At 67.0% G+C, this 14408-nt stretch carries 14 protein-coding genes; 8 read left to right on the top strand and 6 right to left on the bottom strand.

Going from position 1 to position 14408, the window contains the following annotated elements; all coding sequences use genetic code 11:
* Window positions 1-56 precede the first annotated feature (56 nt).
* From M0765_RS01410 to msrA, 3 genes are all read right to left on the bottom strand, one after another.
* Window positions 57-2165, bottom strand: coding sequence for a TonB-dependent receptor (locus tag M0765_RS01410; protein WP_258501573.1), 2109 nt, complete (start codon window positions 2163-2165; stop codon window positions 57-59).
* A gap of 80 nt (window positions 2166-2245) precedes the next feature.
* A complete protein-coding gene (locus M0765_RS01415; protein ID WP_258501574.1) occupies window positions 2246-2683 on the bottom strand; it encodes a hypothetical protein in 438 nt (145 codons plus the stop codon).
* Window positions 2684-2705: 22 nt separating this feature from the next.
* The gene (gene msrA, locus M0765_RS01420) at window positions 2706-3257 is read right to left on the bottom strand and encodes a peptide-methionine (S)-S-oxide reductase MsrA (RefSeq protein ID WP_258501575.1); all 552 of its coding nucleotides are present in this window, start codon (window positions 3255-3257) and stop codon (window positions 2706-2708) included.
* A gap of 101 nt (window positions 3258-3358) precedes the next feature.
* Here msrA and M0765_RS01425 point away from each other — a divergent pair, with 101 nt between their 5' ends.
* From M0765_RS01425 to M0765_RS01440, 4 genes are all read left to right on the top strand, one after another.
* On the top strand, window positions 3359-4036 hold the full coding sequence (locus M0765_RS01425) for a TetR/AcrR family transcriptional regulator (RefSeq protein ID WP_258501577.1): 678 nt from the start codon (window positions 3359-3361) through the stop codon (window positions 4034-4036).
* 90 nt (window positions 4037-4126) lie between these two features.
* Window positions 4127-4804 carry a protein-L-isoaspartate O-methyltransferase family protein gene (locus tag M0765_RS01430; protein ID WP_258501579.1) on the top strand — a complete coding sequence of 226 codons (678 nt, stop codon included), beginning with the start codon at window positions 4127-4129 and terminating at the stop codon, window positions 4802-4804.
* A 13-nt stretch (window positions 4805-4817) separates the two neighbouring features.
* A complete protein-coding gene (locus tag M0765_RS01435; protein ID WP_258501580.1) occupies window positions 4818-5156 on the top strand; it encodes a rhodanese-like domain-containing protein in 339 nt (112 codons plus the stop codon).
* A gap of 21 nt (window positions 5157-5177) precedes the next feature.
* Window positions 5178-6722 carry a TolC family outer membrane protein gene (locus M0765_RS01440; protein ID WP_258501581.1) on the top strand — a complete coding sequence of 515 codons (1545 nt, stop codon included), beginning with the start codon at window positions 5178-5180 and terminating at the stop codon, window positions 6720-6722.
* Window positions 6723-6739: 17 nt separating this feature from the next.
* On the opposite strand, the gene M0765_RS01445 is transcribed toward M0765_RS01440, so the two are convergent.
* Window positions 6740-8119, bottom strand: a complete 1380-nt coding sequence (locus M0765_RS01445) for a 3-deoxy-D-manno-octulosonic acid transferase (protein ID WP_258501582.1) — start codon at window positions 8117-8119, stop codon at window positions 6740-6742.
* A 5-nt stretch (window positions 8120-8124) separates the two neighbouring features.
* Entirely contained in the window at window positions 8125-9507 is a 1383-nt protein-coding gene (locus M0765_RS01450) for a phosphomannomutase/phosphoglucomutase (protein ID WP_126746240.1), read from the bottom strand.
* Window positions 9508-9618: 111 nt separating this feature from the next.
* On the opposite strand from M0765_RS01450, the gene M0765_RS01455 reads away from it, so the two are divergent.
* From M0765_RS01455 to M0765_RS01465, 3 genes are read left to right on the top strand one after another with little or no spacing between them, the layout of a single operon-like run.
* Window positions 9619-11223, top strand: a complete 1605-nt coding sequence (locus M0765_RS01455; RefSeq protein ID WP_258501583.1) for a DNA-3-methyladenine glycosylase 2 family protein — start codon at window positions 9619-9621, stop codon at window positions 11221-11223.
* 6 nt (window positions 11224-11229) lie between these two features.
* Window positions 11230-11724, top strand: a complete 495-nt coding sequence (locus M0765_RS01460) for a methylated-DNA--[protein]-cysteine S-methyltransferase (protein WP_258501584.1) — start codon at window positions 11230-11232, stop codon at window positions 11722-11724.
* A 36-nt stretch (window positions 11725-11760) separates the two neighbouring features.
* The gene (locus M0765_RS01465) at window positions 11761-12729 is read left to right on the top strand and encodes a DMT family transporter (protein ID WP_258501586.1); all 969 of its coding nucleotides are present in this window, start codon (window positions 11761-11763) and stop codon (window positions 12727-12729) included.
* On the opposite strand, the gene M0765_RS01470 is transcribed toward M0765_RS01465, so the two are convergent.
* A complete protein-coding gene (locus tag M0765_RS01470; protein WP_258501588.1) occupies window positions 12704-13354 on the bottom strand; it encodes a DUF1345 domain-containing protein in 651 nt (216 codons plus the stop codon). The genes M0765_RS01465 and M0765_RS01470 overlap by 26 nt on opposite strands.
* Before the next feature lie 209 nt (window positions 13355-13563).
* Here M0765_RS01470 and M0765_RS01475 point away from each other — a divergent pair, with 209 nt between their 5' ends.
* On the top strand, window positions 13564-14403 hold the full coding sequence (locus M0765_RS01475) for a hypothetical protein (RefSeq protein ID WP_258501590.1): 840 nt from the start codon (window positions 13564-13566) through the stop codon (window positions 14401-14403).
* The last annotated feature ends 5 nt before the right edge of the window (window positions 14404-14408 follow it).

Consider the following 14408-nt stretch of genomic DNA (forward strand, 5'->3'; position numbering starts at 1 on the left):
GTTCAGCCCGGCCTGCCCTTTCCTTTCCAGAAAGAGCAGGCCTGATGGGCTTCAGGTCAGAACGTCACGCGCAGGCCGACCTTCAGCGAACGTCCCGGCAGCGGTGCGTTCGGGTACACCGTCGTCGTCAGGATCGACGTCGGGCTGTAGGCCAGCTTGTTGGTGATGTTGTCGACGCGCGCATACCAGGTGAGATTGGCGTGCTGCACCTTCATGCGGTAGGTAACGGCGGCATTCCACAGCGTGTAGGAGTCGGTCTCGCGCGCGCCCACGCTCGGCACCCGGCGCTGCGCCGCGTTGTAGTCGAAGCCCAGGCGCGCACCCCACGGGCCGTTGCCGTAGGCCAGCGTGGCGCCCAGGCGCAGCGGCGCAATGCGCGGCAGCGGCTCGCCGGTGTCGAGGTTCTTGGCGCGCACGATGTCGCCGCGCCACTCCAGGTCGAGCGTGGAGCCGTCGGCCGAACGCGCAAAGCCGTCGGTGCCCAAGAGGCGCAGGTTGCCGTTCGCCTCGATGCCGGTGAACCGCGCGCGCACGCCGCTGTAGAGGTACTCGGCCAGCGTGTCCGTCGCTTCCGGGTCGGTCACCACCTGGCCTTCTTCATCGAGCGTGCGGCCCGATGCCGTCAGGCCGATGTAGTTGCGAAAACGCGTGACGTACGCGTTGACGCGGGCCGTGTTGGCGCCCGACTTCCATTGCGCCCCCAGGTCGAACCCGGTCGACTTTTCCTTGTCGAGGTTCGGATTGCCGACCTCCCATGCGGCCGTTGCCACGTGCGGGCCGTTGGCGAGCAGTTCATAGTCCTTAGGTGCCCGCTCGGTGTAGGCCAGGTTCGAGGTGAGCTGCCACTGCGGCGTCAGGTTCACCAGCGCTCCCAGGGCCGCGCTGTGCGGGTTGAAGGTGCGCTCGCCGACGGCAAAGCGCGTCACCGTCGGATCGTCCGGATAGCCGAGCGAAGTGACGCGAACCTTCTCGGTGCGCGCGCCAAAGCTCAGCCGGCCCCATGAGGTCCCGAGTTCTTCATACATGAACAGCGCGTTGGAGCGCGTGCGGCTGTGCGGCGCAAAGGCTTCCGCGCCATCCGCGGCGAAGCGGTTGGTCTCGCTGCTGAAACCCACCAGGCCTTCGAGGTTGCCGATCTTCTGGTGGCGCGCCTCGATGCGCACATCGTTGCTCATGTTCGAGAACGTGGTACCGGCTTCGCGGCCTTCGAACTCGGTGTGGCGGTAGTCGGTGTGGCTGAGCTTGGCGTGAACGCTGCTGATGATGCCGCCCGGGCGCCATTCGCCTTCGATGGCATAGCGGTCGGACTTCATGCCGATGGTCACGTCGTCTTCGGCCACCGTGCCGTAGTTGCTGCGGTAGGTGCTGGCCGAGGCGCCGATCCAGCCCTGATCGAAGAACAGCGTGCCGCCCACGGCGCCGCCGTGCGCCTCGTTGGCCGAGTTGCAGATCTTGCGCGCCAGCGTGGGACGGCCGGGCTTGGTGCACTCCAGTTCGATGGGCACCGAGACGTCCTTGGAGTCGCGGTTGAACGCATCCACGTGCAGCGCCAGGCGGCCGTTGCCGCCCTCGAAGACCACGCCGCCGTTCTTTTCCTTGTTGCCGGTCGAAAAGCCCAGGTCGGCACGGCCGCCGAAGCCGTCGATCGGCTCGGTCGGAATGCGGTTGTCGATGACGTTGACCACGCCGCCCACCGCGCTGCCGCCATATTGCAGCGCAGACGGCCCGCGCAGCACTTCGACGCGGTCGGTCACCAGCGAATCGACCGGCACCGCGTGGTCGTAGCTCAGCGCCGAAGCATCGGGCGCGCCGCCGCCGTTCTGCAGGATGCGGATGCGGTCGCCGTCCAGGCCGCGAATGATCGGCCGGCTCGCGTTGGGGCCGAAGTAGCTGCTGCTCACGCCGGGCAGGTTGTTGAGCGTTTCGCCGAGCGTCGATTCGGAGCGCATCAGGAGCTTGTCGCCCGAGAGCGTGGTGGTGGGCGCAATCAGGTCGGCCGCACCCAGCGGATTGCCGGTGACGGCAATCTCAGGCAGCGAGGCTGCGGGCATTTCGGCGGGTTGCGCCCGGGGAGCCGGCTGGGGTTGCGCCTGGGCCATGGCCGCGAAAGATGCCAGCGAAAGAACGGCAGCGCCGATGGCGTTGCGACGGAAATTGGGAATCATGAATGAGCACTCGTTGAATCAAGGGACGATCTGCCGCCACCGCAGGAAAGCGCGGTGCAGCAACCGGAACACGGAGGGATTCAGCGAGTGGAAGGCGGGCCGCGCGCGTCGAACAGCGCAACCCAGCGGGCGATGGCTTCGCCCTGCAGATAGGCAAAGGTGGCCGACGGCAGGAGCACCGGCAGCACCAGCGTAGGAACGCCCAATGCGCCCGAGCCGTGCGACAGCTGGTCGTACAGCCGGCATTCGGCGTCGGTGTGGTCGCCGAACAGGCTGGCAATGCCGTGAGACGCGTGGGGCAGGTGCGACACCTGGGCCGCGTGGGCTGCGTGCCCGCGCCCCTCTTCGCCATGGCTGGCCTGCGCCGCCGCGGCCGGCTGGCCAAGGCCCGGCACGTGCAGCGACCGGTGAATCAGCCCGAGCGTGCCCGCGAACCACAACGCCACCACCAGCGCGATGGCGATCACACGGGTCGACAGGATCGACCGATGCGGAGCCTGGCTGGCGGTGATGTGCACGGGAGCGGGCCTTGGCGAAAAATCAGGCCTTGACGCGCGAAGCGAAGGTCTTCTGGAACTTCTCGACCTTGGGCCCGACCACGAAGGCGCAGTAGCCCTGGTTCGGGTTGTTCAGGAAGTAGTCCTGGTGGTAGGCCTCGGCGGTCGAGTAGTTGGCGAGCGGCACCACCTCGGTCACCACGGGGGCGCTGTAGGTCTTGCCGGCCTCGATTTCGCGGATGACCGCCTGGGCCACTTCCTTCTGCCCGTCGTTCGTGAAATAGATGCCGCTGCGGTACTGCGTGCCAACGTCGTTGCCCTGGCGGTTCAGCGACGTGGGGTCGTGCACCACAAAGAAGATCTCGAGAACTTCGCGCAGGCTGATGGCGGCGGGGTCGAATTCGACCTTCACGACCTCCACATGGCCCGTGCGGCCTGTGCAAATCTGCTCGTAGGTCGGGTTGACGGTCTGGCCGTTGCAGTAGCCCGACTCCACGTCCACCACGCCCTGCACGCGGTCGAAAACCGCCTCGGTGCACCAGAAGCAGCCGCCGCCCAGCACGATGGTTTCGGTTTGCGACGGTGAAGAAGACATGGGCTGCTCCGGCAGGTAGGAAAAAAGCGAACCCGATATTGTCGCGGCTTGACGGGCCGGATGCTGGTCACTACATTACTAACCCGCGAGTCATTAATCTCATGCCCACCCCCCGTTCCTTTGTCGACAAGATCTGCCCGGTGCGCTCCAAACGCGAGCGCCGCAAGGAGGCGCGCCCCGGCGAACTGCTGGCGGCGGCCCTCGATCTCTTCGTCGAAAAAGGCTTTGCCGCCACCCGCGCGGAGGAAGTGGCGGCGCGCGCCGGCGTCTCCAAGGGCACGCTTTTTCTTTATTTCCCGAGCAAGGAAGAGCTCTTCAAGGCCGTGGTGGTCGAAAACCTCAGCGGCCGGTTTTCCGAGTGGAACGAAGAATTCGAGACCTTCGAGGGCACCTCGGCGGACATGCTGCGCTATTGCATGCGCGTCTGGTGGGAGCGGGTCGGCATGACCAAGGCTTCGGGCCTGACCAAGCTCATGATGAGCGAAGGCGCCAATTTCCCCGACCTGGCGGAGTTCTACCGCAAGGAAGTCATCCGGCCGGGCCATTCGCTGTTGCGGCGCATCCTGCAGCGTGGCATCGACAAGGGCGAATTCGCGCCGGTCGACATCGACCACGCCATTTACTCGGTGGTGGCGCCCATGGTCTTCCTGATGCTGTGGAAGCATTCGGCCATGGTGTGCGTCGACGAAGACACCGCGCTCGACCCTGAAAAGTACCTCGCCACCCAGGCCGAGACCGTGCTCTACGGCCTCACCCGCCGCCCGGAGAGCGCGGCATGAAGCGTGCATGGACGGCCGGGCTTCCGCGAGCGGGCGCGGCGCAACCTAAAATTGAAGGTTTGTCCTGAGCCCCACAAGGAAAAGCCCCCAATGAACCCGACCCCCACCCTCGAGCGCTTGCGCTTCAACATGATCGAGCAGCAGATCCGGCCCTGGGATGTGCTGGACCTGGAAATTCTCGACCTGCTGGCCGCCATCCGGCGCGAAGACTACGTGCCGCCCGCGCACCGCGGCCTGGCCTTCTTCGACATGGAAATTCCGCTCGGCGACGGCTCCGTTCCCGGCCAGGTGATGCTCTCGCCCAAGGTCGAGGCACGCATGCTGCAAGACCTGCACGTGCAAAAGCACGAGTCGGTGCTCGAGATCGGTACCGGCTCCGGCTTCATGGCCGCCCTGCTCGCCCATCGCGCGGCCCAGGTGCTGTCGCTCGAAATCGACCCCGTGCTGGCCGCCCGCGCCGCCGAGACGCTGCGCCAGAACGGCGTTGCCAACGTGGAAGTGCGCAACGCCGATGGCGCCGTGCCGCTGCCGAGCGGCCCCAGCTTCGATGTGATCGTGCTCAGCGGTTCCGTCGCCCGCATTCCGCAGAACCTGCTTGGCTCCCTCAAGGTGGGTGGCCGCCTGGCCGCCATCGTGGGCGAAGAGCCGATGATGCGCGCGCACTTCGTCACCCGCACCAGCGAAAGCAAGTGGGACACCATCCAGCCGTGGGACACCGTGGCGCCGCGCCTGCTCAACTTCCCCGAGCCTTCGCGCTTCTCGTTCTGAACGGGACTTCCGAATGATCGATCAAGTCCACCCCGCCGATCTCGCAGCCTGGTTTGCGCAAAACCCCGATGCGGCGCCCGTGCTGCTCGACGTGCGCGAACCCTGGGAGCTGCAGACGGCAAGCGTCGCGCCCCAGGGCTTCACGCTGGTCGCCATCCCGATGAACGAAATTCCGGGCCGGCTTTCCGAACTCGACGAAGGCCAGCGCATTGCGTGCCTGTGCCATCACGGCGCGCGCAGCCAGCGTGTGGCGGCCTTCCTGAGCCAGAACGGCTTTGCCGAACTGGCCAACGTGGCCGGCGGCATCGACGCCTGGTCCGCACAGCACGACCCTGCCGTGCCGCGCTACTGATTCTTTCTTCAAGGACGTTCAATGCCTTCCAGGCCCAGGCTTTTGCCTCTTTCCGCAGCGCTCGCAAGTCTCTTTGCCACCCTGCTCGCACTGCCGGCCCAAGGCCAGACACTGAACGAACTCTACGAATCCGCCCGCGGCTTCGACGCCACCTACCAGGGCGCGCGAGCCCAGTACGAAGCGAACGTGGCGCGTGCCGCCCAGGCCAAGGCGGGCATTCTTCCCGCGGTGGGGCTCACGGCCGGCGCCACGCGCAACAACCTCGACATCGACACCCTGACCGGCCCCGGCCGCGGAACCAGCACGCCGCGCGACTTCACCACGCAGAACGTCGGCATCAATGCCACGCAGCCGATCTACCGGCCTGCCAACTGGGCGACCTACGAGCAAGGCAAGCGCCAGGCCGAGATTGCCGAGGCGGTGCTCACCGCGGCCGAGCAGGACCTGATCGTTCGCGTGAGCCAGGCGTATTTCGACGTGCTCGCCAGCCAGGACAGCCTGACGCTGGTGCGCGCGCAAAAGGTGGCCGTGGCCGAGCAGCTCGCATCGGCCAAGCGCAATTTCGAGGTCGGCACCTCCACCATCACCGACACGCGTGAAGCGCAGGCGCGCTACGACCTCGTCATTGCGCAAGAGATTGCCGCCGAGAACGACCTGCAGGTCAAGAAGATCGTCCTCGACCAGTTGGTCGGCCGGCCCGGCAGCGTGCCGGTTCCGCTGGCGCAGCCGGTGGTGCTGCCGACGGCCATGCCGGCAAACATCGAAGCCTGGGTGGCGCAGGCCGAAGAAGCGCACCCCTCCATCCGCCAGGCGCGGCTCGGCCTCGATGTGGCCGGCCTCGAAATCCGCAAGGCCGAAGCCGGCCACAAGCCCACGCTGGATGCCAACCTGGGCTACAACATCACGCGCAATCCGCACGGCACCAGCACCAGCACGGTGGGCACGCGCATCGATGCCGCGTCGGTGGGCGTGGTGTTCAACATGCCGCTCTTCGCGGGCTTTGCCACCGAGAACCGCATCAAGGAAACGCTGGCGCTCGAAGACCAGTCGCGCAGCGTGCTCGAAGGCACCCGCCGCAGCGTGGCGCAGGCCACGCGCGCGGCCTACCTCGGACTGGTGTCCGGCGCGGGCCAGGTGAAGGCGCTCGAAGCCGCCGAGGCCTCGAGCCAGAGCGCGCTCGACGCCAACCGGCTTGGCTACCAGGTGGGCGTGCGCATCAACATCGACGTGCTCAATTCGCAAAGCCAGCTGTACCAGACCAAGCGCGACCTTGCGCAGGCGCGCTACAACGTGCTGCTGGGCAACCTCAGGCTGCGCCAGGCCAACGGCACGCTGACTGTGGACGACATGAACGCGATCAATGCGACGCTGGCGAAGAACGGAGGCGCGTCTGCGCAACCTTCGCTGGGCGAACGACCGCAGACGGCGCCTTCGACCGTGGTGCCGGTCACGCCCCCGAGCATTCCCGTGGTGCCGCCCGTGCCCGTGCCGCCGTTCAATCCGCCGGCACCGACGATGCCTTCGGCACCGCCGCCACCGGTCATCCTGAATCCCCCGGCTCGCTGAGGATCTGGCCTCCGCGGCTACTCGAGCGTAGGTTCAGCTCTCGCGTCTTCTTCCAGAGGCGCGGCGCCGGTCGGCACGGGGTCCGCGGCCTGCGCAATGGCCAGCACCGCCGCGGCGGTGCGTTCGGCCGCCCCGCGGTTCGACGATGAGAAGGCCAGCGCGGCCTGCGCCATCGCAGCGCGGCGCTCGGGGTTCTCGACCAGCTTGAGGGCCGCGGTCACGGCCTGCTCCATGTTTTCGACACGCAGCGAGGCACCGGCCGCAAGCGAAAGCTGCGCGGCTTCGGCAAAGTTGAAGGTCGAGGGACCCATGACCACCGGGCAGCCGCATGCGGCAGGCTCGATGAGGTTCTGGCCGCCCAGCGGTTCGAAGCTTCCGCCCAGCAGCGCGACATCCGCCAGGCCGTAGTAAAGCGCCATTTCCCCGAGCGAATCGCCGAGCCATATCTCGGCATCGGTCGGCTGGCCGGCCGCGCTGCGGCGCGCCACGGCAAAGCCTTGCGATTCGATGAGCGCGGCCACTTCATCGAAGCGCTGCGGATGGCGCGGCACGATCATCCATTGCACGTCGTGCACGCGCTTGGCAATCGAGCGAACCGCGCCCTGCTCCGGCGGCACCGGCGACGTGGCGCCGAAGCGCTTGAGCACCTCGAGCAGCATGCGCTCTTCGCCGTCGCGCGAGCTCGCAAGCACCACCATGGGCTTGGGCAGCCGCTCGCGCAACGCCACGGCCGCGGTGAGCTGGCGCGCGTCGGGCGAGGCATCGAACTTGAGGTTGCCGTAGATGCCGGCCACCTTGGCGCCAAGCGACACCAGCCGGTGCGCGTCGGCCTCCGTCTGTGCCCACACGGCGGCCAGCGCCGAATACGCGGGCCGCGCAAGCCAGCTCAGGCGCTCGGCAGCGGCCAGCGACTTTTCGTTGAGGCGCGCGTTGGCCAACACCAGCGGAATGCGGCGCTCGGCGCAGGCGGCGGCCATCTCGGGCCAGACCTCGGTTTCCATCAGCACGCCGATGCGCGGCTGAAAACGATCGAGAAAACGCGCCACCGCGCCCGGCGTGTCCCACGGCTGCCAGACCTGCGTGTCGCCGGGCTCGAGCAGCTTGGCGCCCTCTTCACGGCCCGTAGCGGTGCCGTGCGTGAGCAGGATGGGGATGCCCGGATACTGCCGCCGCAATTCCGCGATCAGGATGGCTGCCGCGCGTGTTTCGCCAAGCGAAACCGCATGCACCCAGCACTGCCCCTCGCCGGTGGTTGCGTCGTCGTAGTAGCCGAAGCGTTCCTCCACGGCCACGCCATAGCCGGGCTCGGCCACCGCGCGGCGCCGCAGCTTGCGGCGAACCAGCGGTTGCACAACGGTGGTGAAGACGCCGTACAGGCGCAGCAGCAGCGAACGCACGGGGTTCAGTGCGACGCTTCGGCCAGCGTCGCGTCGGCCTTGACGGTTCTGAGGAGCGCGAGCATCTCGGCTTCGATGCGCTTCAGGGCCGCATCGGTCTGGCCTTCGAAACGCAGCACCAGCACCGGCGTGGTGTTGGAAGCGCGAATCAAGCCGAAGCCGTCGGGCCAGTCGACGCGCAGTCCATCGATGGTCGAGACCACGGCCGGTGCCGCGAAGCTGGCGCCTGCAACCAGCTTTTCGACCACGGCGTGCGGCTCGCCTTCGGCGCACTTCACGTTGAGTTCGGGCGTGGAGAAGCTCGTGGGCAGCGCGTTGAGCGTGTCGCTCGCGTTCGGCGTCTTGCTCAATATCTCGAGCAGGCGGCAGCCCGCATAGGTGCCGTCGTCAAAGCCGAACCAGCGCTCCTTGAAGAAGATGTGGCCGCTCATTTCGCCGCCGAGCGGCGAATCGATCTCCTTCATCTTGGCCTTGATGAGCGAATGGCCGGTTTTGAAGATCATCGGCTTGCCGCCCGCGGCCTCGATGGCCGGCGCCAGGCGCTGCGAGCACTTCACGTCGTACACGATGGTGCCGCCCGGCACGCGCGAAAGCACGTCCTGCGCAAAGAGCTGCATCTGGCGGTCGGGGAAGATGTTCTGGCCGTCTTTCGTGACGATGCCCAGCCGGTCGCCGTCGCCATCGAAGGCCAGGCCCAGCTCGGCGTCGCCCGTGGCCAATGCGGCCATCAGGTCCTTCAGGTTCTCGGGCCGGCTCGGGTCGGGATGGTGGTTGGGAAAGTCGCCGTCGACCTCGCTGAACAGCTCGGTCACTTCGCAACCGATGGCGCGAAAGATGGCGGGGGCCGAAGCGCCCGCAATGCCGTTGCCCGAATCGACCACGATCTTCAGCGGCCGCGCCAGCTTGATGTCGCCGACGATGCGCTTCACGTAGGCCTCGGTCACGTCGACATTGCGCACGCTGCCGCCGGGTGCGAGCTTGGCGGTGCCCTCTTCCATCACCTTGCGCAGGCCCTGGATCTCGTCGCCGTAGATGGCGCGCCCCGCCAGCACCATCTTGAAGCCGTTGTAGTCCTTCGGGTTGTGGCTGCCGGTCACCTGGATGCCGCTGCTCGACAGCGTGTGCGCCGCAAAGTACAGCATGGGCGTGGTCACGGCGCCCACGTTGATGACCTCGATGCCGGTGGCAACAAGCCCCTTGATCAGTGCTTCGGCGAGCGCAGGGCCCGACAGGCGGCCGTCGCGGCCCACGGCCACGGTTTTTTCACCGGCGGCACGGGCGGCGCTGCCGAAAGCCCGGCCGAGCGCTTCGGCGACCTCGGCATCGAGCGTGACGGGCACCACGCCGCGAATGTCGTAGGCCTTGAAAATCGACGCACTGAGTTGCATGAGAAGGCATTCCCTGTAGTTCTAAAGACCGAGCCATTGTAGGCAAGCAGTCTGGTGCCCACATGTCCGAAAACGGCCAGTTGAAACGAGTCGAAACCGTATCATTTGTCCATGCTTTCCACACCTGCCTCCACCGAAGTGCTCGAGAGCGATGCCTGCTACCTGGCAATGAAGACGCACGACGCGCGCTTCGACGGCTCGTTCTTCACCGCGGTGACCTCCACCGGCATCTATTGCCGGCCGGTCTGCCGCGTGAAACCGCCGCGCCGCGAGAACTGCCGGTTCTTCCGCCATGCAGCGCAGGCGGAGGCGGAGGGCTTTCGCCCTTGCCTGCGCTGCCGGCCCGAACTGGCGCCGCGCGCGGCAAGCTGGTCCACCGAAGATGCCTCGCGCATTCTCGCGCTGCAGGCCGCGCGCCTCATCGACGAGCCCGATGCATGGGCCGAAGACGGCCCGGGTGCCGCGCAGATCGCGGCACGGCTCGGCGTGAGCGACCGCCATCTGCGGCGCATCTTCGAGGCGCAGTTCGGTGTCTCGCCCCTGCAATATCTGCAAACACGCCGCCTGCTGGCCGCCAAGCAATTGATCGCCGACACGCGCCTGCCCATGACGCAGGTGGCCCTGGCCAGCGGCTTTGCGAGCGTGCGCCGCTTCAACGCCGCATTTCTGGAGCACTACGGCCTCAACCCGAGTGCGCTGCGGCGCGCGGGCGGCGCCGAGGGCGGCGAAGGCAAGGCGATCGAAGTGCGCCTGGGTTTCCGTCCGCCCTATGACGTGAATGCGATGCTGGGCTTCTTCGCGCGCCGCGCGCTGCGAGGTGTCGAGGTTGCATTCACGGCCGACGGCAAGGAGCCCGCCAAGGGAAGCACGCCTGCTTATGTGCGGCTGGCCCGCACGCTGCGCGTGCAGCAAGGCACGCAAACGCACGCCGGGTGGCTGCAGCTGCGCTTCGACATGGAACGCGAGCAGATGCTGCTCTCGGTCAGCGATTCGCTTGCCGCCGTGCTGCCGATCGTGATCAGCCGCGCGCGGGCCATGCTCGACCTCGATGCCGAGCCGATGGCCATCAACGCCGCGCTGCACGAAGCCTTTCCGCATGGCGACGGGCTGCGCGTGCCGGGCACGGTCGACGGCTTCGAGCTCGCGGTGCGGGCGGTGCTCGGCCAGCAGATCACGGTGGCCGCGGCGCGCACGCTGGGCTCGCGGCTGGTCGCGGCATTCGGCGAACCCATTGCCACGCCCATCGAGGGCCTGGACCGGCTGTTCCCCACGCCTGCAGTCGTGGCAGCCGCGAGCGGAGATGCGCTCGGTCAGCTCGGCATCGTGCGCCAGCGGCAGGCCGCGCTGCAGGCCATTGCCCGCGAGGTCGCGGCCGGCAAGCTGGCGCTGCATGCGGGTGCCGACGTGCCTTCGACCATCGCCGCGCTGCAGGAGTTGCCCGGCATCGGCGCCTGGACCGCGCAGTACATCGCCATGCGCGCGCTGCGCTGGCCCGATGCGTTTCCGGCGGGTGACATCGCGCTGCAAAAAGCATTGGCCGTGACCACCGCGCGCGCGGCCAGCGAGGCATCGCAGGCATGGCGGCCATGGCGCAGCTACGCGGTGCTGCGCGCATGGCATGCACCGTCGCCATCACCGGCAACCGCGCCGGCCGCGGAATCACCCGCGGCAGAGCCTTCTTCCAGCAACATCGCAACGGCAGGCGCCTCCGCCTGAAATGTCATGAAGTTCAAGACCAAAGTCATCTACACATCGCACATCGAAACGCCGCTCGGCGGCATCACCATGGCGGCCACGGACGAAGGCTTGGCGGGTGTCTGGTTCGACCAGCAGCGCCACTGGCCCGACACCACGGGCTGGCAGACCAAGGACGATCATCCCGCGCTCGTCGAAGCCGGCGCGCAATTGCGCGACTACTTTGCCGGCAAGCGCGACACCTTCGACGTGAAGCTCGACCTCTCGCACGGCACCGCGTTCCAGCAGAGCGTATGGCAGGCACTGCTTGCCATACCCGCGGGCAAGACCATGACCTACGGCGCACTGAGCGCAAACGTGGGCAACCCGACCGCGGTGCGTGCGGTGGGTGCGGCCGTGGGACGCAACCCGATCAGCGTGATCGTGCCCTGCCATCGCGTACTCGGTGCGAACGGCTCGCTGACCGGTTACGCTGGCGGGCTCCACCGCAAGACCGCCTTGCTGGAACTCGAATCGAAATAGCGCCGGCTCCGGCCGCGCGCACCATCAAGAGAACGCATGAGCATGACAACGAAAGACAACACCACAGCTCCCGACTCGCCGAAGCCCAAGGCCTGGCTCATCGATCTGGTGCTGCTGGGCGCGCTCTGGGGCGCGTCTTTTCTTTTCATGCGCATCGGCGCGGCCGAGTTCGGTGCCTTGCCTGCGGCCGCGGTGCGCGTCGGCGTGGCCACGCTCTTCTTGTTGCCGCTGCTGTTCATGCGCGGCCACGGCGAGGCGCTGGCTCAGCACTGGAAGGCGTCCATGGCCATCGGCGTGCTGAACTCCGGCATTCCGTTCGCGCTGTTCTGCTTTGCGCTGCTCACCATCAACAGCGGCCTGGCCGCGGTGATCAACGCCACGGTGCCGATGTTCGGCGCGCTGGTGGCGTGGGCCTGGTTTCGCGACCGGCCCGATGGCTCGCGCATCGTCGGACTGATCATCGGCTTTGCGGGCGTTGCCATGCTGGCAAGCCGCAGCGCAGGCTTGCACGCCGATGCAGGCGGCAATGCCGCGCTGTGGGCCGTGCTGGCCTGTCTTGGCGCCTGCGCAAGCTATGGCGTGGCGGCCAGCGCCACGCGGCGCTACCTGGGCGGTGTGCCCGCGCTGGCCACGGCCACCGGCAGCCAGATTGGCGCCACGCTGTTCCTTGCGTTGCCCGCGCTGTGGTTCTGGCCCACGCAAATGCCCAGCCTGCGCGCATGGCTGGCGTTGCTGGCGCTGGGCATCGCCTGCACCGGCCTGGCGTACATCCTTTTCTTCCGGCTCATCGCCAATGCGGGACCGGCGCGCGCGCTGACCGTGACTTTCCTGGTGCCGGTGTTCGCGGTGTTCTACGGCGCGGTGTTCCTCGGCGAAAACATCACGCAATGGATGCTGATCTGCGCGGCCGTCATCGTGTGCGGCGTGGCGCTTTCCACGGGCCTCGTGAAGCTGTGGCCGGGTGCGGGCTCGGCGGCCGCTACATCGCCGCCGCGACCACGTTGACCGACAACGCAAGCACCAGCATGTTGAATGCAAACGCGAGCACGCTGTGCACCAGCGTGATGCGCCGCATCTCGCGCGAAGTGGCCTGCACGTCCGACACCTGCGAGGTCATGCCGACCACGTACGCGTAATACAAAAAGTCGAAATAGTCCGGCTCGTCCTTGCCCGGAAAATCCAGCCCGCCGTCGGGCGAGCCGTCCCGCTGGTCGATGTAGTAGCGGTGCGCGTAATGAAACGCGTAGATCGTATGCATCATGAGCCAGGAGCCCACGAGCGCCACCAGCCCCAGCGCGATGTGCGCGGCCCGCGCGGGACCGCTCATCAGCTTGACCTGCTGCAGCAGCATTGCAATGGCAACCACGCTCGCACCAATCGCGACCAGCACCGACACCAGGATCACCAGGTTGGGCTGATCCAGCGACTGCGCGCGCTCGCGGGTTCGCTGTGCATCGAAAGTATCGGCCAGCCACCACGTGAGAACCAGGAAGACCGCAGCGCCGGTGCACCAGCCTGAAAGGCCGCGCACCATCGGCTCGAGCGGAGCGACCGCCGCAACGGCAATGCCTGCCACCGCGCCATACAAGAGACGCTGCGGACCGGTGGTCGTGGAAAGATGTTCGTGCATGTTCAAAGCTTAGCTTGAATACTTTTTCAGGCGCGCTAAGGCCTGCATCGACAACGTCCTACAAGCACAGCGGCAATCAGCGCATGGGTTTTTGGCATGCGCCCTATTAACTTGTCGGTCATCAAAAGGGAGCCCCGCCCGGAAGCACCGCGCGCATGAAATTGCGTGTCGAGCCCGAGGCATTTTTTTTGCCTTCTGAAGGACCTTTCATGCTGCTGCCTCGCTCCCGCCCGCTCGCCAACACCGCAAGATTGACGACGCTGGGCACTCTGGCCGGTGCCGGATTGCTCTTTGCCCACGCAAGCGCCTGGGCAGAACCATCGCCCGCACTCGACCGGTTCAGTTTTTCGGTGGGAGCCTTCAGCGCCGATCCCAAGTTCAATGCATCGGTCAGCTCGCCGTACGGCGCGCTGCGAACGCGTGACCTCGAGCCCGGCCGCGTGACCATGCCGCGCGTGACGGCGGACCTGCTGATCGGCGACAGCCACGGCCTCTCGTTCGACTACTACCGCTACAAGCGCGACTACTTCGGCCAGGCCGGCGGCAGCGAATCGCTTGGCGGTTTCGGCACGTTCAATGCCCTGGGCAACGCCAACCTCAACGTGAAGCTCGACTTTGCCAAGCTCTCGTACAAGTGGTGGCTGGGCACGGGCAACACGGTGTTCGGGCTGGGCGCGGGCGCGGCCTACTACCGCATCAATGTGGGCGCGAACGCCAATGTGGCGGTCAACGGGCGCATCAGCCAGTTGAATGAAGACGCGAGCGACGATGCCATTGCGCCCTTGCTCGAAGTCGGCGTGCGGCATGCCATCAACCCGGACCTGCGCCTGTTTGCCGACCTCTCCGGCGTGCGCAAGGGCGGCGGGCGCTTTCACGGCAACATCTATAACGCCAGCGCGGGCGTGGAGTGGTTCCCCGTGAAGAACGTGGGCCTGGTGCTGGCCTATGGCGTCACCAACATCGACCTGGCGCGCGAAAGCAGCACCGCCGAGACGCGGGTCAAGGTCAAGCTGCACGGGCCGTCTGCCTTCCTCAAGGCGCGGTTCTGAGGCTT

Origin of the sequence: Variovorax sp. S12S4 (assembly GCF_023195515.1) — a bacterium.
Classification (GTDB): domain Bacteria; phylum Pseudomonadota; class Gammaproteobacteria; order Burkholderiales; family Burkholderiaceae_C; genus Variovorax.

Excerpts from the sequence above, each read along its gene's own strand:
- M0765_RS01410 (WP_258501573.1), bottom strand. The coding sequence starts at position 2,165 with ATGATTCCCAATTTCCGTCGCAACGCCATCGGCGCTGCCGTTCTTTCG.
- msrA (WP_258501575.1), bottom strand. The coding sequence starts at position 3,257 with ATGTCTTCTTCACCGTCGCAAACCGAAACCATCGTGCTGGGCGGCGGC.
- M0765_RS01425 (WP_258501577.1), top strand. The coding sequence starts at position 3,359 with ATGCCCACCCCCCGTTCCTTTGTCGACAAGATCTGCCCGGTGCGCTCC.
- M0765_RS01430 (WP_258501579.1), top strand. The coding sequence starts at position 4,127 with ATGAACCCGACCCCCACCCTCGAGCGCTTGCGCTTCAACATGATCGAG.
- M0765_RS01435 (WP_258501580.1), top strand. The coding sequence starts at position 4,818 with ATGATCGATCAAGTCCACCCCGCCGATCTCGCAGCCTGGTTTGCGCAA.
- M0765_RS01440 (WP_258501581.1), top strand. The coding sequence starts at position 5,178 with ATGCCTTCCAGGCCCAGGCTTTTGCCTCTTTCCGCAGCGCTCGCAAGT.
- M0765_RS01450 (WP_126746240.1), bottom strand. The coding sequence starts at position 9,507 with ATGCAACTCAGTGCGTCGATTTTCAAGGCCTACGACATTCGCGGCGTG.
- M0765_RS01455 (WP_258501583.1), top strand. The coding sequence starts at position 9,619 with ATGCTTTCCACACCTGCCTCCACCGAAGTGCTCGAGAGCGATGCCTGC.
- M0765_RS01460 (WP_258501584.1), top strand. The coding sequence starts at position 11,230 with ATGAAGTTCAAGACCAAAGTCATCTACACATCGCACATCGAAACGCCG.
- M0765_RS01465 (WP_258501586.1), top strand. The coding sequence starts at position 11,761 with ATGAGCATGACAACGAAAGACAACACCACAGCTCCCGACTCGCCGAAG.
- M0765_RS01470 (WP_258501588.1), bottom strand. The coding sequence starts at position 13,354 with ATGCACGAACATCTTTCCACGACCACCGGTCCGCAGCGTCTCTTGTAT.
- M0765_RS01475 (WP_258501590.1), top strand. The coding sequence starts at position 13,564 with ATGCTGCTGCCTCGCTCCCGCCCGCTCGCCAACACCGCAAGATTGACG.